A 23,152-nucleotide genomic window follows, 5' to 3' on the forward strand; every position below is an offset into this window, starting at 1 on the left:
AATGCTCTCATTTTTATTTTCTATAAATCTAAGCTTAATTGATCTGGTAATAATTTAAATGTCATTCTATGATAAGGAGTAGCTCCATATTCTTTTATTGCTAAGCGATGAGCTTTTGTTGGATAACCTTTATTTTTTTTCCAATCGTACATTGGAAATTCTTCGTGGATTTTTTCCATATATTCATCACGATACGTTTTTGCTAAAATAGATGCTGCCGCAATATTCATATATTTTGAATCACCTTTTATAATACACTCGTGTGAGACATCATGATATTTATTAAAACGATTTCCATCAACAACAATCAAATCTTTCGGACAATCTAATTGATCTATTGCTCGATGCATAGCCAAAAAACTAGCGTTTAAGATATTTATTTCGTCAATTTCATTTGGCCAAACAATTCCAATTGCCCAATATTTAGCATTTTCTTCTATAAATGTTCTCAACGAATTTCTTTTCTTTTCAGATAATTGTTTTGAATCATTAATAATTTCATTTTCAAAATCATTTCCCAAAATAACGGCTGCTGCTACAACCGGACCACTTAAACATCCTCTTCCTGCTTCATCGCAACCTATTTCATATTCGTGATTTGATAAAACTTTGTACAATTTTTTATATTTTTAACAAAGTTATCAAAATTTAGCATAAAAAAGTTTTGTAAATGTTATAGAAATCTTAAGTTTATGAAAGTTTTAAAAATGTTTTAACAGATGAGGAGAAATTTAAAAAACTTGTTTGTATTAGGAGGTATTCTTTTAGGAACTTCATTATATGCGCAAGAAAAGACTGTTACAGGAACTGTAACAGACTCTGATGGACTTCCAGTAGCTGATGCTGTTGTAAAAACAACATCAGGAAAAGAAGCTTACACTGACGAAAATGGGGTGTTTAGTATTGAAGCTAAACAAGGAGATTTAGTAACAGTAGAAGCAATGGGATTACCAACTCAAACTTTTTCAGTTGGTGCTGGTTCAGAATATAAAGTAACTCTTAAAGCTTCTGATACAGTAGAGTTAGAAGGGGCTGTAGTAACCGCATTAGGTATTACACGTGAAAAAAAATCATTAGGATATGCTTCGCAAGAAGTTAAAGGAGATGTGATTTCTGCTGCAAGAGGGAGCAACCCTTTAAATTCCTTATCAGGAAATGTTGCAGGTTTGTCAATCTCTAACAACTCTGGTAACTTAGGAGGGTCTACTCGTATTGTTCTTAGAGGGTTACGTTCTATTACTGGAGAAAATAGACCATTGATAGTTATCGATGGTATACCAATGAGTAACAACAACGTTAATGGTTCTGGTGCTTCAAGTGGTAGTGGAGGTCGCGATTATGGAGATGGGGCTTTTGATATGAACCCTGATGATGTTGAATCAATCAACGTATTGAAAGGTGGTCCAGCATCTGCTTTATATGGGTCTCGTGGTGCTAATGGTGTAATTATGATTACGACTAAAAAAGGTAAAAAAGGTCGTGATGAAATAACTATTAACACGGGGGTTTCATTTGATCAAGTAGCAATTAGTCCTAAGCTTCAAAAATCTTATGGAGGTGGATCTAAGGATACGTTTAGTAAAATTACAGTAGATGGAAAACAATATAATATTGTAGAGTATCAAATGGATGAATCTTGGGGGCCAAAATATAATGGTCAAATGGTTCTTCATTGGAATGCATTTAATCCTGAAGATCCAACAAACTATATGGTTGCAAGGGAATGGAAAGCTCCAGCTCATGACGTAGATTCATTCTATAATACAGGTATTACTTATACTAATTCTGCTAGTTTTTCAAAATCTTATGAAAATACGAATGCAAAATTAGCAATATCTAACATTAATCAATCAGGTATTATTCCTAATTCATCATTAAAAAGAACAACTCTTAATTTAGGGATTGATAACAAATTTGGAGATAAATTTCAGGTTTCTGGAGATATGAATTATGTGAGAACAGATGGATTTAATCGTCCTGAGTTTGGATATGGAGATAATTCAGTTATTCAGAAGTTCTATCAATGGGGACAACGTTCGTTAGATTTTGCTGCTTTAAAAAATTATAAAAACAGTAAAGGAGAACAATTATCTTGGAACAGAACTGCTTGGAATAATGCCACACCATTATATTCTGATAACCCATATTGGATTATTAATGAGAATACTTCTGACGATAGACGTGATCGTTTTTATGGAAACGTAAAATTAAGATATGACATCTTACCAGGGTTGTATGCAACTGGAGCTGTTTATGGAGATCATTATAACTTACAAATTCAAGAAAGAGTTGCAGTAGGATCTCAAGCGACATCAGGATATAGTTTATATACTCGTCAATTTACAGAGATGAACTACGAAGGGCGTTTAAACTATGAAAAGAAATGGACTGATTTTAGTGTGAATGCTTTCGCAGGGGTTAATAGACGTCATGAGACAAGATCTAATGTAAATGCAGCTACTTCAGGAGGATTAGTTGTTCCAAATTTATATTCGTTGTCTAACTCAATGGCATCACCAACTGTATCTAATTATAGATCTAAGAAAAGAGTAAATTCTGTATTTGCAGGTGCTTCTTTTGGATTCTATGATGTATTCTATTTAGATGTAACAGCTCGTAATGACTGGTCATCTACTTTACCAGAAGCAAATAACTCGTATTTTTATCCTTCAGTATCTGGAGCGTTTGTTTTCTCAAACTTGATTAAACAAGATTGGTTAACATTTGGTAAAATTCGTGGAGGTTGGTCTCGTGTAGCAAATGATACAGATCCTTTCAATTTAATTGATACATATGCTAATTCTACGTTTACAGGAACTACAAATTTAGGAGATCCTTATTATTTATTACCATTAGCTAAAGCAAATAAAAATTTGAAACCTGAGATGGTAGATTCTTGGGAGGTTGGTTTAGAAATGCAATTCTTTAAAAATCGTTTCGGATTTGATGTTACTTATTATCAACAAAAAACAAACGACTTAATTGTACAAAATACAACTCCTGCTGAAACTGGGTTTACTGCTAAATGGTATAATGCTGGGGTAATGGAAAATAAAGGTATTGAAGCAATGGTGAAGATTACACCAATCCAAACTGAAGAATTTTCTTGGGATTTTGCATGGAACTTTGCAAAAAATGATAACAAAATTGTAGAATTATACGGAGACTTACAATCTATTACATTAGCTCAAGCACCATTTAAAGCTGGGGTTTATGCAATGTTAGGTTCTAAATATGGTCAAATCCGTGGAACTGACTTTATTTATGATGATCAAGGTAATAAAGTAGTTGGGGCTAACGGATTGTATTTATCTTCTGGCGTTAAGAATTTAGGTTCTGTTTTACCTGACTATAACATGGGATTCCGTAACACATTTACTTACAAAGGTGTTTCTTTATCTGCGTTAGTAGATGTGCAAAAAGGAGGTAAATACTTTGCTTTAACAAATATGTGGGGTATGTACTCAGGTATGTTAGAAGAAACAGCAGCAAATGGAGTGCGTGAAAACGGTGTAATTTCTCAGGGTGTTACTGGTTCAGTAAAATCAAATGGAGATGGAACTTATACAGTAACAAATACAGCAGAAAATACAAAAGTTGTTGATGCATCTTCATATTTTGGAAATTATTATTCAGGACCAACATCTCAAAACGTATTTGATTCTGATTACATCAAATTAAGAGAGGTTACTTTATCATATACTTTCCCTAAAAAATGGGCTGGACCATTTTCTAATGTAGTTGTATCTGCATTTGGAAGAAATCTAGCTACATGGGGGTTAGATAATAAGAATTTTGATCCAGAAGTTGCTACAGGAGGTTCAGGAAATGTACAAGGATTAGAAGGAGGGTCTTTACCTTCAACAAGATCTTTTGGTATGAATCTTAAATTACAATTTTAATTTAGAAAAAGAGTTATGAAAAAGAATATCGGAAAATATTTATTAATGGCTACTTTATTAGGTTCTACTGCAATGTTCACTTCTTGTGATAATGGATTAGCAGAGCTTAATGAAAATCCGAATAGCCCTGAAATTGTACCTACATATACTATTTTTAATGGAGCTACAAGATATTTAATGTCAACAGCAAGAGATGGTTGGTGGTCTGCACGTATGTCAATGCCTTGGATGCAGTATACAGCACAAATTAACTATACTGAAGAAGATAAGTATCAATATCGTGATACTCAAACTTCAGGAGGTTGGAATGCTTTATATAGATCAGCATCTAACTTTAAAGATATTATTGATAAATGTACAAATCCAGAGACTGCAGCTCAAATGGGACAGTATGGTGATTTAGATAATCAAATTGCTATCTCAAGAATAATGTTAGCATATACATTTGATCAATTAGTGTCAAGTTTTGGTGATGTACCATATTGGTCTCACGGGAATAAAAATGCAGATTTCCAAGCTTTACAAATTGATGATTACGCTGCACCTAAATATGTTTCTCAACAAGTTATTTATGAAGATTTGTTAAAAGAATTAAAAGAGGCATCAGAGCAATTGGATGTGAATGCGTCTGGTTTTTCTAGTGGGGATAATATCTATGGAGGAGATGTTGCTAAATGGAAAAAATTTGCAAACTCTTTGCGTTTAAGAATTGCTAACCGTGTAAAAGCTAAATTGCCTTCAGCAAACGCTCATATCACAGATGCAATTGCAAAAGGAGTATTTACATCGAATGATGATAATGCAGCTCAAAACTTTGGTAGTTCTGCTGCAGAAGGATCTCCATTTTGGGCAACTTTCTTTACAGGAAGTATGCGTACAGATTTTGCGACGAATAAACAGTTTATTAACTTGTTAAAAGGTCAATCAACAAAAAACTTTGGAGTGGATCCTCGTTTACAAGTTTATGCAGCACCTATTGGTCTTAAAAAGTCTCAAGTATATCCAGCATCATATTCTGATACTGATGATCTAACAAAATATCAAGGTATGCCTTATGGTCTTCCAGATACAATGTTATCACTAAATAATGAAACAGCTAAACTTTCATTTACTTCTAAGTATGTAATGACGCCTACTTTTGCTGAAGTATTAATGGAATATGCTGAAGTAGAGTTTATCTTATCAGAAATTAATGGATGGGATGCAACTCATTATAAAGCAGGTGTACAAGCCTCTATGGATAAATGGGGTGTTGATGCAACTAAAGCTACAGCTTATGTAAATGCATTACCAGCTGCAAATCAAGAAAACGTTATTACGCAGAAATATATTGCATTATACATGCAAGGAGCTGAAGCTTGGAATGAATACCGTAGAACAGGTTATCCAAATGGAGGAATTTTATTATTACCAGGTCAAACAGCAAAAGATAATAATGGAGCTACTTATACATTTACTCCATTAATGTCAGGTAATGTTGTTGCTAAAGACTTGCCAGCACGTGTACGTTATCCAATTACACAACCATCGTTAAATGGAGCGAATTATAAAGATGCTTCATCTAAATTAAGCAATGGTGATGAAATTGATTCTAAATTATTTTTTGCTAAATAATAGTATCACATTTTTCTTAATACTTTACAGCTACTTCTACTGAAGTAGCTGTTTTTTTATGAAAAAAAAATCGTAATTTCACTAGAAGATAATGTTTATGAAAGGTATAAGGTTTGTTTTTTTTATAAGTTGTTTTAATATACTATGTACTGTTTTAGGTCAATCGACTATAAGAAAGGTAGAAATTAATAAATGTTTAGGTTATAATTTTAATAATGATTTAATCATAGAAACACCTACAGATCTAGATGAAATTCAAGCGGAATTTTATAGACAAAACCCAACTTTAGATCCTATAAAATATACACACAACGGGCGTGTTTATAAAAATTCTAATTTTACAATAGAATATCCTAGAGTGAAAAGGATTTTTACAATAGATGATGGAGATAAAGAAAGGAAGATATTTTATTTTAAATTTATAGAGAATACGTTACATAATCCGATAGAAACTTTTCCAGTTCAAGTCATTTACAATAGGAATAGAACCCCACCTGGATTAAACGGCGAATCTATTTTTGGTTGTATAGAAGCAAATTATGAAAAGTATGATTTAACCAAAATTTCTTTAATTGAAGCATTTATAAATGTACCTACAGATGAACGAATTTTAGTATTTAGTCTTTATAAAACTCAACTGGATATGACTTTGGATAAGAATCTAATCCAAGAATCTGATTGGAGAAATTATCTGATTCATCCAACAGAGGAGCATAAAGTTTATTTGAAAATATCGTTTAAAGATTTTTCAAAGCAATGTGTATCGTATTCTGTAATAGAGCTAAAATTAAAAGATTATTCCACTCAAATGGATAAAACTGAATTTGAGTTTTGTGGAACTCCTTTTGTGGTTAATGGTCCAGATAATCAATCTAATTACGAATGGTATTTTAATGGAGATTTAAAATCAACTAAAAAAGAAGTGAAAGTTGATGCCTTGGGAGAGTGGATTGTCTATTTTGATAATGATTTGGGTTGTAAATCAAGTCTCAAAATTAATGTGATTCCGGAGAAAGAAAGATCGCGTATAGAAAAAGTAACTGCAACTTCTAATAGTATTACGATAATTCCTTTTCCAAATGCTAATATTGATAGTTATTCTTTAGATGGCATTACTTTTCAGAATAGTGGTACATTTTTCAATCAAACAGCAGATTTAATTAGTATTTGGTATAAAACTAAATTAGGTTGTGTTTTTGGACCTATACCTTTTGATATTGCAAACGGCTTCAATTTTTTATCACCAAATGGTGATGGAATTAATGACACTTGGAGTTTGAGAAATAAAGATTTTTATAAAAATGCTAAAATTCAGATTTTTGATAGATATGGTAAAATAGTTGCGAATGGAATCGTAAATGATATTTTGCCTTGGAACGGTAAACATAATAATTTTGTATTGCCAACAGGGACTTATTGGTTTATAATAAAAGATGATAAAGAGACACTTAAAACAGGATATATCGTTTTAAAAACAAAATAGCAAGCCAATTAGCTTGCTATTTTGTTTAATATATTGATAATTCTTAATTCGAATAATTAGGAGCTTCTTTTGTAATCACAACATCATGCGGATGAGATTCATTTAAACCTGCACCTGTGATACGAACAAATTTTCCGTTTTCAATTAAATCTTGAATAGTTGGAGTTCCACAGTATCCCATTCCAGCTCGCAAACCACCACATAGTTGGTAAACAACTTCTGCAATAGAACCTTTGTGAGGAACACGACCTTCAATACCTTCTGGAACTAATTTCTTCGCATCGGCTTGGAAATAACGATCTTTAGAACCACGTTTCATTGCAGCTAAAGAACCCATTCCTTGGTAGGCTTTGAATTTACGTCCTTGGAAAATAATTTCTTCTCCTGGTGCTTCATCCGTTCCTGCGAATAGACTTCCTAACATCACCACGTTTGCACCAGCAGCAACTGCTTTTACAATATCACCTGATAATTTGATTCCACCATCTCCAATAATTGATACATTTCTTGTTTTTGCATAAGAATGTACATCATGAATAGCAGAAAGTTGAGGTACTCCAACACCAGCTACAACACGAGTTGTACAAATAGAACCAGGTCCAACACCAACTTTTAAAGCATTTGCACCAGCATCTATTAATGCTTTTGCAGCTTCGGCAGTTACAATGTTTCCACCTACGATATCTAATCCAGGAAAAGCATTTCTTACTTCAGCGACTTTACTAATTACACCTGCAGAATGTCCATGTGCAGAATCTAAAGCAACGATATCAACACCTTTATTAACCAAGGCTTGAACACGCTCTAACGTATCATTTCCAACACCAACTCCAGCTCCAACACGTAAACGACCTTTAGAGTCTTTACATGCATTTGGAAATTCTGTTAAATTGTCAATGTCTTTAATCGTAATTAACCCGATTAATTTATTGTTTTCGTCAACGATTGGTAATTTTTCGATGCGGTAACGAGAAAGAATTTCTTTCGCTTTTTTAAGATCAGTATCAATATCAGATGTAACGATATTTTCTTTTGTCATGACATCTTCGACCAATTGATCAAAGTTTTCTTGGTAACGAATATCACGGTTTGTTATAATACCAACCAATGTTCTATCATCTTCCACAACTGGTAATCCAGAGATTTTATATTTCTCCATTAAATGAACAGCATCTTGTAATGTGTGGTGACGCGATAATGTGATTGGGTCAGAAATCATACCGTTTTCTGAACGTTTTACCATATCAATTTCGTTCGATTGTTCTTCGATAGACATATTTTTATGCACGAAAGATAAACCTCCTTCACGCGCTAATGCAATTGCTAATCTTGCTTCGGATACAGTATCCATCGCAGCAGAAACTATCGGAATGTTAAGTGTGATATTGTCTGTGAATCTTGTTTGTAGAGATACTTGGTTCGGTAATATCTCTGAGTAGGCTGGCACTAATAACACATCGTCAAAAGTGAAGCCCGTTTGTAGAATTTTGTCTGTTAAAGGCATTGCTTTTTGCATTGCAAATTTAGATGAAAAAAGTTTAGAATCAAAACTATTTGATAAAATGTATCTTTATTTTGTAGGATTTGATGTTTTGTTAATATGTAAATGAATCGATTAGAAACTTTAAAATTAATTTTAAAATATTCGATAAATCTATATTGTTTAGATGAGATTCTAATCAGAATTTAATCATTTCAATCCTAAGCTATATCAATTTTTTATCTTATTTTCGCAAGATAGTTTATTAAAACAAAATGGATATAAATTTCAAAAAGTGGAACAACATCTTGGGTGTTGCGATGTTCTTGATAGCGACAATATTGTATTTGGCGTCGATGGAGCGTTACCTGAGTTTGTGGGATTGTGGTGAGTACATTGTATCATCAGCAAAATTGGGAATTACGCATGCACCAGGGGCAGCTTTGTTCCAAATAATGGGAGCAGTTTGGTCTGGTTTAGCTTTTGGTGACGGAAGCAAATACGCCATATTAATCAACAGTACATCTGCCTTGTATAGTGCAGGAACAATTATGTTTTTGTTTTGGACAATTACATATTTTGCTCGAAAAATGTTTGCAAAAACGCAAGAACCAATGAATGTTGATGCGATTGAACTAAATGCTTCTCAAAAAATTATAACATTAGGAAGTGGATTAGTTGGAGCTGCAATTTTTATGTTTAGCGACACATTCTGGTTTTCTGCGGTAGAAGGAGAAGTTTATGCAATGGCATCTTTCTTTACTGCGCTATTATTTTGGCTGATTACAAGATGGGATCAAGTAGCAGATACACCTAGAGGAAACAAATGGTTAGTAATTATTTCGTTGGTAATTGGTTTATCGATTGGTGTTCACTTAATGGCAATGCTAGCAATTCCAGCAGTTTGTTTTGTATATTATGCTCGAAAATATAGATTTACAATCAAAAGTTTCTTAATCACAAATGTAATTACGTTGATTATCTTAGCTTTTGTATTCAAAATAATTTTCCCAGTTGTGATGACATTCTTTGGAAGAACAGAGATTTATGTAGTAAATAATTTGGGAATGCCTTTTAATTCAGGAACAATTATCGCCACTATTATTTTAATTGCAGTTTTCTATTTTGCGATTAAATTAACTCAGAAATATGGTTCAGCATTATTGAATACAATTTCGTGGTGTGTGATTTTTATGTTGATTGGTTTCTCATGTTGGTTAGTTATTCCGATTCGTGCAAACGCAAATCCTCACATGAATTTGAATGATCCTGATACAGCTTTGGGTGTTTTAGATTATTTTAATCGTGAACAATATGGTTCTTGGCCTGTGATGTACGGACCAGTTTTTACGGCTCATATTGCAAGTGACGGAATCAAGCGTGATACTAACGGAGCACCAGAAAGTACAGTTCGTAGTTCTGAATATATTAAGGATAAACGTACAGGAAAATATTTGAAAGTTTCGGATCGTTTAGATTATACATATGAAGATAAATATGTGAAGTTTTTCCCTAAAATGTTCAGTCCAGACCCAGGTGTGATGGAGAATTATGCAGCAGTTTATGCTTTTCCAAAATTCTCTTTGAATGCACAATATGCAGGGGATAAAGAAGCGCAACAAATGTACGCGCAATTAGTAGAGAAACGTCAAAACAGACAATTAAAAGTTGCAGACCTTAAGAAATATGGTGAGATTTTAGATATCGAACCACCTACATTTGGTGAACAATTTAATTACTTTATTGATTACCAAATCAACTATATGTTTATCCGTTACTTTATGTGGAATTTCTCTGGTCGTCAAAATGATTTAGAAGGTAATTTCGAGATTACAAAAGGTAACTGGATTTCAGGAATTCCATTTATTGATAATCCACGTTTAGGTGATCAATCAAAATTACCAGATGAATATAGAAATGATGGAACGAATGTGTATTTCATGTTACCATTATTCTTAGGTTTAATCGGATTATTTACACAATTAAACAGAAACTTTGTCAACTGGTGGTCATTGTTGTCATTGTTTATTTTAACAAGTGTCGGAATCATCTTTTATACATCTGTAAAACCTTTCGAGCCTCGTGAACGTGATTATGCATTAGTAAGCTGTTTCTATGCATTTGCGATTTGGGCAGGATTGGGTGTGCAAGGAGTTTATTTATTACTTCAAAAATTGATGAAGAAAGAATTGAAACCGTCTTTAGCAATTGGAACGATTGTAATTTTAGCTGGTATTCCAATTTTAATGGGTGCTCAAAACTGGGACGATCACGATCGTTCAGAGCGTTCTGTAGCTTATTCTTTGGCGTACAATTATCTGAATCCGCTCGATAAAAACGCCATTCTTTTTGTCTATGGTGACAATGATACTTATCCGCTTTGGGGATTACAAGAAACCGAAAATTTCCGTGATGATGTAAAAATTGCGAATTTAACATTGGCAGCTTCTCCATGGAATTTAGAGCAATTATTACGCAGAACGTACAATGCAGCACCACTTCCAAGTGATTTGAAACCGAAAGATTATCAATCTGGAACTAACGATCAAATTATTGTTGTTGGAGGTTCAATTAAAAATATTTTTGATCAAATAAATGGTTTCATTAAACCAGGGTCTAATCAAACATTAGAAACGTTAAGTCAAATGCCAATCGAGCAAGTTGGTCAGTATTTATCTGATCCTGAAATTGATCCAAACCAAGTGATGTCAGTTTATAAAAGTTTAAAACCATTGCAAAAATATATCACAACAGATAGTATGACTGCTAAAGAAGCAATGGATTTTATTTTAGATAATAAATCACCAGAGAAACAAGCTTTAGCAGATTATTTTGGTTATCCAATTGGTGGAGCAAATTATTTACCTGTTTCTAAAATTGTTGTTCCTGTAAATAAAGCAAACGCGCTAAAATATGGAATTGTAAGTGCAAAAGATGCCGATAAAATGGTTGATTCAATCACAATTAATATCAAAGCGTCAAGTTTGTTCAAAAACAATTTATTGTTGTTGTCAATGATGGCGAAATACAATTGGGATCGTCCTATTTACTTTAGTGGTGGAGGAATTTCTGATCCAGAAAATACATTCTACATGAATGATTATTTATTGAATGCAGGGATGAGTTATAAATTAGTTCCAATTTATACCCCTTTTGGTAAAGGAGGAATTATTGGAGCTTCTGATAATGATATGTTGTTAAGAACATTCAATTCTTACAAATGGTCTGGATACAATAATCCTGATGCGTCATTTAGTTTGACAGAGCGTAACTATACATCTTCTTATAGAAATACTGCAGTTCGTTTGGCGGATGATTTATTGAATGCTGGACGCAAAAAAGAAGCGATTGCAGTTTTAGACAAAGTGATGTTAGAAATTCCTGCTTTAGCGAAATACGACATTGGTTATGGAGTAAGTAGAATTGCCGGAATTTATTTGAAAGCTGGAGAGGATAAAAAAGCGCAAGAATTGTTTGCACATGTTCGTAAAGAAGCAAATGCGAAAATAGCTTTCTTTGAGTCGTTGCCTTCAGGGAAAGGATATTCAATTGGTTCAGATTTAGCCGCGGCTAAAAATGATTTGATGATGTCAATCTACAACGAAGCTTCCGCTTTAGGTGAAAGAGGTGATAAAGAAAAAGCATTGAAAGTTTTTGAATCTGCTTATAATCCTGTATTGAAGAAATTCGAAACCTTATATAAAGAAGTTGTGGCAGATGGAAAAGTTGACGCAGCTGATCAAGCAAAAATCATGAATCAGTTTAATTATTTAGACGAAATGATTGGTGTAGCTGCAGAAATTGATACCAATTATGCGAAACAACAACAGAATATTTTATACAAAATGGTCGGACAATAAGTCAAATCAATAAACACAGAAAAGCTCCAAAAATTATTTTGGAGCTTTTTTTGTGAAATAAAGTTCTGAATATTAGGTTATTGTTAATTTTAGTATTTTTTATCATTATCTAGTTTTTAACTTTGGCACATAAATTGAAATTATGCAAATAAGTTTAACAAAATTGTAAATATTTTAAAACATTATAAAAATGAAAAAAGTATTATTAACAGCTGCTTTCGCAGTAGCAGGTATGGTTGGAGTTTCAGCGCAAACAACAGGAGTAGAAGGTACAGTTCACGTAGGTATTCCAGTAGGAGAGACAGCAGATGTATCTTCATTTAATATCGGAGTAGATTTAGCTTATTTACATCCTATTGCAAATAACTTTAAATTAGGTGCTAAAGTAGGTTATGATCATTTTATTGGAAAAGAGTATAAAATTAATAATGTAGTTGTAGCTGAAAAAGATGATGTTGGATTTATTCCATTAGCAGCAACAGCTAAATACGAGTTTGGAAATAATTTATTTGTAGGTGCTGATTTAGGTTATGCTTTCGCTACAACTGACGGTTATGAAGGAGGTTTATTTTGGCAGCCTAAAATTGGCTATTCTGCTTCAACATGGGATTTATATGCAGGGTATAAAGGAATTTCTGCTGGTCCAGAAAATAATAACACTGTAGATTGGAAATATAATGCAGTATCTGTTGGTTTTGCTTATAAATTCTAATAGAAAATAACGTATAATTTATAAAAGCTATATCGAAAGATGTAGCTTTTTTTTATTAATATGCTTTTATGAATGTTAAAATTAAATGATTAATATATTTAATATGAGTTAATTAATATTTGTAGTACTCTTTTTTAACATTATTTGGCACAAGACTTGAAATTATGCATACATCATAATTAGAACTATAAAATTTAAAAGATGAAAAAAATATTTTTTATTGCTGCTGCAATGTTAGGAGTTGTAAGTTTGAGCGCACAAGAAAAAACAACATCGTCACAATTTGGTATAAAATCGAGTGTTAATATGTCTTCTTTTAATGGAGATGATGTAAAGGACAATGATTATAAAGTTGGTTTTAGTGCAGGTGTTTATGGACATTTTCCAATTACTGATCAATTTGCTGTTCAACCAGAGGTAAATTTTACAAGAATGGGAGGAAAGTACAAAGATGAAGTAATGGAAGTAGGAAATACAACTGTAAAAAGTAAAAACAAAACGACTTTAGATTATATTCAAGTTCCAATCATGTTCAAATACTATCCTGCTGCATCTCGTTTTAATATAGAGGCTGGTCCACAATTTGGATTTAATCTGTATGCGAGCAACAAACAATCTACAAGTACATATGCGAATAATACCGTTTACACAACAGAACAAAAGTTTGATGTAAAAGATGATGTAAAAAACTTTGACTTTGGTGTTAACTTCGGTTTGGGATATAATGTAACAGACAATATCAATGTTGGAGCGAGATACTATATGGGATTAACTAAAATAGGAGATAATAAAAACAACAACAATGTAGAAGTTGGAGATGTAAAAAATCATTCGTTTTCTGTAGGAGTTGGATATTCGTTCTAATCGAGAATATTTAAGTATAAATAAAAAGGATTCTGAGTTTTTCAGAATCCTTTTTATGTTTTTATAAAATTTAGCATTAATCTTTCAACGCAATTTTTTTGATCGATTGTGTCAAAATTATTTTATTAATAATGAATAAAATGATTACGATTATTAATCCAAAACCAATCACTTCCCAAACGTGAGAACTTTCTGTTGCCATAAATTTTCCGACTTTTTCTTTGATGATATCTAAAACAAAATAAACTAACGGAATAGAAATAATATAACTGAATAACATAAATATAATCGAAAATTTCAGATATGGACGAGCCAATTGATTGATGTTGTATCCAATCAAAAATAAATCTTTCGTTTTGTGTTTATTCTTTTCAATCATCAATTGAAAATTGATAATCATCAACCAAATTGCTGCAAAAACAATGATTAATCCAATAAATAAAACCAACGAAAAAGCTAATTTTAGATAATACGTCAGTTCATTATTTTTCAATTCGTCTTTGTTGATATCATAATTTTGTTGCTCAAAATAAGTCGAAGCATTTTCATCTCCTTGAGATTTCGTTTCAACAACAATTCGCGAAGGTTCTGTATTTTTTTGAGGCGCATAAGTTTGATTTGCCCATTCCAAAAAGTTTTCAGGAACTAAAATCGTATTAATTTTTGTTGTAAAATCGACAATTCTCGCTTGATATACTTTCTGATTTTCTCCTTTTCCTAAAATCAATTGAAAAGGAATTTTAGTAAATAATCCTTCCGAAACTTGTGGTAAACCTTGACTTGTTGCAAAACCGAAATTGTACAAATTCAAATAACTTTTCGGAATAATAATCGGAATAAAATCTTGTCCTTCTTGCCATTTCCAATCTGATTCTTTTACATCAATAAAATCTTCAGGAACAGATTCGAAAAATAAATCAGTGGAAAAACCACGAATTCCAGCAACACCACCAACTTGCAATTTCACAGGAAATTGACTGCTTTTGAATGTTCCGACTTTTGCAACAAAATTCTGTGATTTCAAATCATTAATTTCATCTTCACTAAAACTTGGTTTTTCACCAGTCAACGTTTGTAAAGACGATATTTTTTTGTTTAAGACCACATAATTTGCTTTCCAAACTGAACTATCTTCTCCAAAATTTTTGGCATAATCCAAATAAATTGTTCCAGCCAAAATCAAGATGAAAAATCCAATGATTGAGAAAAAACAAAAGGTTGTAATTCGCAAGAAACTTAGGTTTTTACGAACCAATTTTTCGATTAAAGTTTTAGAGTTGAATGACATTTGCAAGGCGTTTATCGTGAATTTCGTGTAAGCTTGTAAAGATGATTCCAGCGTTATTTTTTGTAGCTTCTTCGGTAACCAAATCAATCAGAAGTTGTTGATTTACTTCATCTAAATGACTAAAAGGTTCGTCCAAAAGTAGAAAATCAAATGGTTGACAAAGTGCACGAATCACAGCAATTCGTTGACGTTGACCATAAGAAAGATGAATCGCTTTTTGATGTAAATGACTTTTTAAACCAACTTTTTCGATCCATTCAATAATTTGATTTTCAGATTGATGTTGCGTTAATACATTTTTTAATTGAATATTTTCCATCAAAGTCAATTCTTCAAACAAATGTAAACCTTGAAAAACATAGGCGATTTTTTCACGTCTAATTTTTGTCCAATCATTCAAAGAATAATTCTTAATATTTTGTCCATCAAACAAAACTTCTCCATCATAATCTTTTCTATCGCCGTACAAAATATTAATCAACGTCGATTTTCCAACACCAGAATGTGCAACGATTTGATAAATATTTCCGCTCGAAAAAGTGTATGTATTTTTCCAAATTTCAGATTGTTCGAACCCAAATTCTTTCAAAGGATGCGGAACAAGTTGACTGATTTTAATTTCCATTTTGTTGTGCAGCTTGATTGAAAAATAGTGAATAAGCTTGGTCTAAAAGTAAGAAAATCACTTCCAAACTATTTTTATCCGTCTTTTTCATATGTATTTTTCCTGTTTTTGTGTATTCATTCGAAACGCGGTAATCGATGTGATCAAAATTGGATAAAACCGTTTGCATTTCTTTCGTATTTCCGAACGGAATTTGTTGATAAATATAATTTTGAACTTCTTTTGGGTATTGATCAAAATTTAAATTCACGTAACCAAACATCGGATTTGAAGCGTTTGTAGCATATTCTGACGTAACAAAATTTGAAGAACTTACCATATTGTTCAAATATTGATTCATGATCGATTGATTATTTGTGATGTACATCAAATTGTTTTTGTACGTCATATAAATCTTCATATTTGTTGAAAGCGGCAGCATATAATAAGGTCCAATTTTCTGAATATTTTCTTGATGGGCTTTAATAAATTCGTTGAAGAAAAGATCGTTTTTCATTTTTCCACCCAAAACAAATTGCGGATAAACAACCTGCTTAATAAAAGCTTCTTTCTTACCAAAAAAATCATTTGGATTGAATGCTTTTCCGATCTCAAAATCATATACACTAAACAAAGCTTCGCCTTCAAAACTTTGTTCTAATTTGTTCAAATCAATTTCATATTGCTCTAAAAAAGTAGTCAAGAAATTTTGATTTTCGAACACATAACGCGTGTTGGCAGGATAAATACCAAGTCCAATGTTCATGTAACTTTGCGCAGGCAAATATTTAAAAAAATCAGTATTGATTTTCGATTTCCACATCGGATGTTTTTGCAATTCAACTTTTGTAATCGCATCTGGATGAAATTTCTGCGTAAAACTAATTCCGTCCGAAGTAAATGAAATAAAATTAACCCAAGAGCTTTTTGTAAAATCAAGGTTTTTCTTTTCAGAACTTTCATGTTTCGAGAGGTTTTTCAAAAAATTTCCAGTGTACCAAATGTTGATATCCTGCGAATTTTTGACAAAATCTCCAAAACTATTATTTTCCTTCGCAAGTGAATGTTTATCGTTGATAATTTTCGTAAAATAATCTTGAATCGCTTTTTCTCCAACTCCAAATTCAGAAACAATCAATAAAAATTGAGATTTATTCCAAGCCATAAACGGTTTATTGAATCCAGAAATCGTCGTAAAACCATCTTTCTTTTCAAACGAAATATCTTTTTTGTATAAACCTTTGTAAATGGTTGATAAATGTTTTTCAAACTGATCTTTGTCGCGCATATTTGTAATCAACGCAACCATATTTTTTCCATTAATTTTTTGCCCAAAAAGGTAAATAGGACTGATAATATCTACGCCTGCTGAGGTCGGATTGTTTTTGATATCATTTAATAATTGATCAAAAGTCGGATCTTGATTTTTAAGTTCGCCTTCGGCTAATTGATAAATTTTGTATTGTTCTAATTTCTGAAAATTACCTTTTTCTGCAATTGATTTTGGATTTATCAACGCAACAAAATCTGCATCTGTTGGAATCAAAACCGTATAATCTTCGTTTTTGGAACAACTTGCAAAAAGCAAAATAATGAATAGAATTGAGTAATATTTGAAGCCTTTTTTCATCGAAAAAATATCTTTAAAAATTGTTGTTAATTATTTGGTTAATGCTGAATTAAATCTGAAATCATCTGATTTTTATTCAAGAATTGTTAAATCTGTAATATTGGGATAAATTTAAGCAATTATTAATATGATTTTCGTTTCTATAACAATAAAAATATGTAAAAATTTCTTATATTCGCACTCCTTGATTTAGAAGAAATAAGAAAGAATTCGATGGCAAAAAAGTTTAGAGAATATAAGCACTTAGACTTGGTACAAGTCTCAAAAGAAACGTTAGAAGATTGGAAACAAAATAATGTTTTCGAGAAAAGTATTTCTACGCGTGATGGAAATCCATCTTTTGTGTTCTATGAAGGTCCTCCTTCTGCAAACGGAAAGCCAGGGATTCACCACGTTTTAGCACGTTCTATCAAAGATATATTTTGTCGTTACCAAACGTTGAAAGGAAAACAAGTTTTCCGTAAAGCGGGTTGGGATACGCACGGTTTACCAGTAGAATTGGGAACTGAGAAAGAATTAGGAATTACCAAAGAAGATATTGGAACTAAAATTTCAATTGAAGAATATAACGAAGCGTGTAAACGTACAGTAATGCGTTACACAGATTTGTGGAATGATTTGACTGAAAAAATGGGTTATTGGGTGGATATGGAAGATCCATATATCACGTATAAACCAAAATATATGGAGTCTGTTTGGTGGTTATTGAAACAAATCTATAACAAAGATTTGTTGTACAAAGGTTATACAATTCAACCATATTCTCCGAAAGCTGGTACAGGTTTATCTTCACACGAGTTAAATCAACCAGGAACTTATCAAGATGTTACGGATACAACGATTGTTGCTCAATTTAAAGTAAAGAAAGATTCTACGACTCTATTCAATAATTTTGATGGAGATGTGTATTTCTTAGCTTGGACAACAACACCTTGGACGTTGCCATCAAATACAGCGTTAACAGTTGGTCCAACTATCGATTATGTTGTAGTTGAAACATTCAATCAATATACATTCGAGCCAATTCGCGTAATTTTAGGAAAACCATTGGTTTCTAAACAATTCGGTAAACCATATTTCTTAGCAGAAACAGAAGAAGATTTCAAAGTTTATGCAGCAGGAAATAAGACAATTCCTTACAAAATTGTTGGAGAATACAAAGGTGCTGATTTAGTTGGAACGCGTTATGAGCAATTATTACCTTGGACGTTGCCTTACGAAAATGCTGAGAATGCTTTCCAAGTAATTCCTGGAGATTTCGTAACAACAGAAGATGGTACAGGTATCGTGCACACTGCGCCTACTTTTGGTGCGGATGATGCGCGTGTTGCAAAAGATGCTGGTGTTCCTCCAATGTTGGTATTAGATACGCATGGAAATCCTGTTCCTTTAGTAGATTTACAAGGTCGTTTTGTGGCTGACTTACCAGAAGGTTACGGAGGTAAATATGTGAAAAATGAATATTACGATGATGGAACTGCTCCTGAAAAATCGGTTGATGTAGAAATCGCGATTTTATTGAAAGAGCAAAACAAAGCCTTCAAAGTAGAGAAATATAAACACAGCTATCCACATTGTTGGAGAACGGACAAACCGATTTTATATTATCCATTAGATTCTTGGTTTATTAAAGTAACGGATGTAAAAGACCGTATGGTTGAATTGAATAAAGAAATCAATTGGAAACCTAAAGCGACTGGTGAAGGACGTTTCGGAAACTGGTTAGAAAATGCAAATGATTGGAATTTATCTCGTTCTCGTTATTGGGGAATTCCATTGCCAATTTGGAGAACTGAAGAAGGGGACGAAGTGATTGTAATTGGTTCTGTTGAAGAATTAGTTGCTGAAATTGAAAAATCAATTGCGGCAGGCGTAATGACTTCTAATCCTTTCCAAAATTTCGAAGTTGGAAATATGACAGAAGAAAACTATGATTTGATCGACTTACACAAAAATGTAGTAGATGAAATTATGTTAGTTTCTGCATCTGGAAAACCGATGAAACGCGAAGCTGATTTGATTGACGTTTGGTTTGATTCTGGAGCAATGCCTTATGCGCAAGTTCACTATCCATTCGAAAATAAAGAATTGATTGATAACGGAACAATGTATCCAGCTGATTTTATTGCAGAAGGTGTCGATCAAACACGTGGATGGTTCTATACATTGCATGCAATCGGTACATTAGTTTTTGATTCGAAAGCATACAAAAATGTAATGTCAAACGGATTGGTTTTAGACAAAAACGGTCAAAAAATGTCAAAACGTTTGGGGAATGCTGTCGATCCATTTGATACATTGGCAACTTATGGTCCTGATGCTACGCGTTGGTACATGATTGCGAATGCGCAACCTTGGGAAAACTTGAAATTTGATATTGCCGGAGTTGACGAAGTTCGTCGTAAATTCTTCGGAACATTATATAATACGTATTCATTTTTCGCTTTATACGCGAATGTGGATGGATTTACATTTAAGGAAGAAGAAATTCCTGTAAATGAAAGAGCTGAATTAGATCAATGGATTATTTCTGAATTGAATACATTAACGAAAAAAGTTGATGCCTTTTTAACAGATTATGAACCAACAAAAGCGGCTCGTGCTATTCAAGAATTTGTGATAGATAATTTATCAAACTGGCACGTACGTTTATCAAGAAGACGTTTCTGGAGAGGTGATTATTCGAAAGATAAAATTGCAGCTTACCAAACATTGTACAAAGTTTTAGAAACGGTTTCAATTTTAGGTTCTCCAATTGCACCATTCTTCATGGATCGTTTGTACAAAGATTTGAATGCAGCTACAGGTAAAAATCCTGCAGAATCTGTGCATTTAGCAGATTTCCCAGTTGCAGACGAATCATTGATTAAAACCGAATTAGAAGAACAAACGCATTTAGCACAAACGGCGACAAGTATGATTTTATCACTTCGTAAATTGAGTGATAACAAAGTACGTCAACCATTACAAAAAGTAATGATTCCTGTATTGAATGATACGATGAAAGCTAATTTGGAAGCTGTATCAGAATTATTGAAACAAGAAGTTAACGTTAAAGAAATTCAACTTTTAACAAACGAAGAAGCATCAAGTCTTTTAGTGAAATCTATTAAACCTAATTTCAAGACTTTAGGTCCGAAATATGGAAAAGAAATGAAAGCTATTTCGGCTGCTACAGCAGAATTAACGAATGAAGAAATTGTTAAATTAGAGCAATCAGGTAAAATAGATTTGTTAATTGACAACAAAACATTAACTTTAGATTTAGAAGATTTTGAAATCGCTACAAAAGACATCCCAGGATGGACTGTTGCTTCTAATTCTACATTGACAGTAGCACTTGATTTACAATTAACTGAAGTATTAATTAATGAAGGTGTTGCACGTGAATTGGTAAATAGAATTCAAAATATACGTAAAGAAACCGGACTAGAAGTAACCGACAAAATTATACTTAACTTAAAAAATGATGAATCAATCGTAAATGCAGTCGAGCAAAACAAAGATTACATTTGTTCTGAAACATTAGCTGAAGATCTTGTTTTACAAGAGCAAGTTGCAAATGGAGCAGAGGTTGAAATTAATGGATTGATGACGCAAATTGCGATTACAAAACTGTAAGCGTATGGCAACAACAGATGAAAAAGTAAGGTACTCTGATGCAGAGTTGGAAGAGTTTAGAGCAATAATTCAAGAGAAATTAGATCAGGCTATAAAAGATTATGAATTATTGAAAGAAGCTTACACAAACGATAGTAACAATGGAACGGACGATACGTCACCAACTTTCAAAGCGTTTGAGGAAGGTTCTGAAACCATGTCGAAAGAACAAAATGCACAATTAGCAGCACGCCAAGATAAATTTATCCGTGATTTGAAAAATGCATTGTTACGTATTTCGAACAAAACATACGGTATTTGCCGTGTAACAGGAAAATTAATTAACAAAGATCGTTTGAAATTAGTTCCGCATGCAACATTAAGCATCGAAGCTAAAAATATGCAACGTTAATCAAGTATTTTGAAAAAAGTAGTACTCATTACCATTTTGGTTTTAATCATTGATCAAATTTCAAAATTTTACGTAAAAACACACTTTTTTTTAGGTGAAGACGTAGATGTTTTGGGTTGGTTTAAAATAGCATTTGTAGAAAATCCTGGAATGGCATATGGAATGCATTTCGGAGGAGAAACAGGAAAAATAGTTTTATCACTTTTACGAATTGCTTTAATCGGAATGATTATCTACTATATTAATGCATGGTCGAAAAAACTAAATAATAACTTCTTTATCATTCCGATTGCGCTTGTTTTGGCAGGTGCAATAGGGAATGTACTTGATGGAATTTTTTATGGCGTTATTTTCGATAAAGGAACTACTTACAATGAAATGTTTCAGGATTGGGTAGGATATCAAGGTGTCGCACAAGCAAACTTTGCTGGTTATTCTGGTTGGTTTACAGGCTGTGTCGTAGATATGCTTTATTTCCCAATTGTGGAGTTCGATTGGCCTTCTTGGATTCCAATTATAGGCGGACAACATTATAAGTTCTTTCAGCCTGTATTTAATATCGCAGATTCGGCTATTTTTATTGGAGGACTTACTTTGTTTCTTTTCCGTAAAAAAGCATTTACAACCGAAAATGGTGTAAGATTAAGATTTTAAAAAGATAATCCCTCAGTTCAAGCGCTGAGGGATTTTTTATTATATTTATTTGTACAAGAATTGATTTTGATGAATAGTTGGTTTAATCTTTTGACTGAAAGTTGTGACATGAATGATTTATCTAAATATGTTGCAATCTATCATGTCAAAAGCTGTTCTTATGACGAGAGTTTTATAAATAAAAGTATTTCTTTAGACGATATAATTTCAATCGTTAATAAAGGTTCTATTGATATTCAAAATGATATTTTAGAAATATTCGTAGCAATAAAGCAAAATAATACGAATGATTTAATCGTAATATAATCCTTTTGGTCTACAAAACAATCTTTAATATTAATGAAGAAATGAAAAATCAACTATTAATCAATTCAGAACAAGTTAAATGAAGGAAGTTTGTTATCGGAGTTTTTTATAGTTACAAAGAAGGCGGAGCGTAATATTCGTATTTATCATCTTTTGTAAAGATTAATTTAGAGTTAAGATCTTGTAACTGTATAATTTTTCCACTCTTTTTTATAATTTTAAACTTTACAACTTCATTCGTTTTCCGATTTTTCAGTTCTAGAATATTATTTTTTATTTCAACGTCATAATTATTAGCCTGCATTAATATTGTTCTAGAGATAATATCACCATTTTTAATGGATACTACTTTTGATTTATATTCAGTTTCTTCTGGGTAACTATTTATTCTCATAAAAGCTGAGTAATCATTGACTTGTAAAACTATTTCATAAGGGGATTCAGCAGGTAATAACGTGTCTTTTTCTAGTTTCCAAATAAAGTATTCGTTGTCAAAAGTTGGCTCGTATAATTTAGCTTTTGGAGGAGCTGGTAAAGGTGGAACTTTCTTTATTTTAGGTGGAGGTAAAGTTGTTTTCTTTTTTGTTGGGAGAAAGTGAAACATGAAAGTAAAAGAAATAATGGTAATACTAGTTTTGTAATTTTCATAAGAATTGATTTATATAAAATTACAAAAAATAATAAATAAAAAACTCCTTTCAATTTCTTGAAAGAAGTTCTGTTGTGGTCCCTACTGGATTCGA

Annotated in this window: 16 protein-coding genes; 10 read left to right on the forward strand and 6 right to left on the reverse strand. The window is 32.3% G+C overall.

The window, feature by feature from the left end; genetic code table 11:
- Positions 1–20: 20 nt before the first annotated feature.
- Complete coding sequence (locus B3M86_RS10505) at positions 21–617, reverse strand: ribonuclease HII (RefSeq protein WP_286494711.1); 597 nt, start codon at positions 615–617, stop codon at positions 21–23.
- 102 nt (positions 618–719) lie between these two features.
- Here B3M86_RS10505 and B3M86_RS10510 point away from each other — a divergent pair, with 102 nt between their 5' ends.
- The 3 genes from B3M86_RS10510 to B3M86_RS10520 all read left to right on the forward strand — a co-directional run bounded on the left by B3M86_RS10510 (position 720) and on the right by B3M86_RS10520 (position 6,999).
- Positions 720–3,902 (forward strand): SusC/RagA family TonB-linked outer membrane protein, encoded by a 3,183-nt coding sequence (locus B3M86_RS10510; RefSeq protein WP_286494710.1) that lies wholly within the window; start codon positions 720–722, stop codon positions 3,900–3,902.
- 15 nt (positions 3,903–3,917) lie between these two features.
- Positions 3,918–5,516, forward strand: a complete 1,599-nt coding sequence (locus B3M86_RS10515; protein WP_286494709.1) for a SusD/RagB family nutrient-binding outer membrane lipoprotein — start codon at positions 3,918–3,920, stop codon at positions 5,514–5,516.
- A gap of 97 nt (positions 5,517–5,613) precedes the next feature.
- On the forward strand, positions 5,614–6,999 hold the full coding sequence (locus B3M86_RS10520; protein WP_291047106.1) for a T9SS type B sorting domain-containing protein: 1,386 nt from the start codon (positions 5,614–5,616) through the stop codon (positions 6,997–6,999).
- Between the two features lie 43 nt (positions 7,000–7,042).
- On the opposite strand, the gene guaB is transcribed toward B3M86_RS10520, so the two are convergent.
- A complete protein-coding gene (gene guaB / locus B3M86_RS10525) occupies positions 7,043–8,503 on the reverse strand; it encodes an IMP dehydrogenase (RefSeq protein WP_291047161.1) in 1,461 nt (486 codons plus the stop codon).
- 251 nt (positions 8,504–8,754) lie between these two features.
- Here guaB and B3M86_RS10530 point away from each other — a divergent pair, with 251 nt between their 5' ends.
- From B3M86_RS10530 to B3M86_RS10540, 3 genes are all read left to right on the forward strand, one after another.
- Entirely contained in the window at positions 8,755–12,339 is a 3,585-nt protein-coding gene (locus tag B3M86_RS10530; RefSeq protein ID WP_291075786.1) for a DUF2723 domain-containing protein, read from the forward strand.
- A 190-nt stretch (positions 12,340–12,529) separates the two neighbouring features.
- Complete coding sequence (locus B3M86_RS10535; protein ID WP_125348662.1) at positions 12,530–13,051, forward strand: hypothetical protein; 522 nt, start codon at positions 12,530–12,532, stop codon at positions 13,049–13,051.
- A gap of 201 nt (positions 13,052–13,252) precedes the next feature.
- Positions 13,253–13,915 (forward strand): porin family protein, encoded by a 663-nt coding sequence (locus B3M86_RS10540; RefSeq protein WP_291075785.1) that lies wholly within the window; start codon positions 13,253–13,255, stop codon positions 13,913–13,915.
- 76 nt (positions 13,916–13,991) lie between these two features.
- Here the strand turns inward: B3M86_RS10540 and B3M86_RS10545 are convergent, their stop codons facing one another.
- Genes B3M86_RS10545 through B3M86_RS10555 form a run of 3 tightly spaced genes read right to left on the reverse strand, consistent with a single transcriptional unit; the run spans position 13,992 to position 17,437 of the window.
- Complete coding sequence (locus tag B3M86_RS10545) at positions 13,992–15,203, reverse strand: ABC transporter permease (RefSeq protein ID WP_115001534.1); 1,212 nt, start codon at positions 15,201–15,203, stop codon at positions 13,992–13,994.
- On the reverse strand, positions 15,187–15,828 hold the full coding sequence (locus tag B3M86_RS10550) for an ATP-binding cassette domain-containing protein (RefSeq protein WP_115001533.1): 642 nt from the start codon (positions 15,826–15,828) through the stop codon (positions 15,187–15,189). Before B3M86_RS10550 ends, B3M86_RS10545 begins: the two co-directional genes overlap by 17 nt.
- Positions 15,818–17,437: a DUF4836 family protein gene (locus B3M86_RS10555; protein ID WP_291075781.1), complete on the reverse strand. Its 1,620-nt coding sequence runs from the start codon at positions 17,435–17,437 to the stop codon at positions 15,818–15,820. The genes B3M86_RS10550 and B3M86_RS10555 overlap by 11 nt, the downstream gene beginning before the upstream one ends.
- 213 nt (positions 17,438–17,650) lie before the next feature.
- Between B3M86_RS10555 and ileS the strand changes: the two genes are divergently transcribed.
- The 4 genes from ileS to B3M86_RS10575 all read left to right on the forward strand — a co-directional run bounded on the left by ileS (position 17,651) and on the right by B3M86_RS10575 (position 22,409).
- Positions 17,651–21,058: an isoleucine--tRNA ligase gene (ileS, locus tag B3M86_RS10560; RefSeq protein ID WP_291075779.1), complete on the forward strand. Its 3,408-nt coding sequence runs from the start codon at positions 17,651–17,653 to the stop codon at positions 21,056–21,058.
- Between the two features lie 4 nt (positions 21,059–21,062).
- On the forward strand, positions 21,063–21,449 hold the full coding sequence (locus B3M86_RS10565; protein ID WP_115001530.1) for a TraR/DksA family transcriptional regulator: 387 nt from the start codon (positions 21,063–21,065) through the stop codon (positions 21,447–21,449).
- Between the two features lie 9 nt (positions 21,450–21,458).
- Positions 21,459–22,103, forward strand: coding sequence for a lipoprotein signal peptidase (locus tag B3M86_RS10570; protein WP_038331916.1), 645 nt, complete (start codon positions 21,459–21,461; stop codon positions 22,101–22,103).
- 69 nt (positions 22,104–22,172) lie between these two features.
- Positions 22,173–22,409: a hypothetical protein gene (locus B3M86_RS10575; RefSeq protein WP_219033648.1), complete on the forward strand. Its 237-nt coding sequence runs from the start codon at positions 22,173–22,175 to the stop codon at positions 22,407–22,409.
- Positions 22,410–22,521: 112 nt separating this feature from the next.
- On the opposite strand, the gene B3M86_RS10580 is transcribed toward B3M86_RS10575, so the two are convergent.
- Entirely contained in the window at positions 22,522–23,013 is a 492-nt protein-coding gene (locus tag B3M86_RS10580; protein WP_286494701.1) for a hypothetical protein, read from the reverse strand.
- Between the last annotated feature and the right edge of the window lie 139 nt (positions 23,014–23,152).

This window comes from Empedobacter sp. UBA6305, assembly GCF_002440405.1.
GTDB lineage: Bacteria > Bacteroidota > Bacteroidia > Flavobacteriales > Weeksellaceae > Empedobacter > Empedobacter falsenii_B.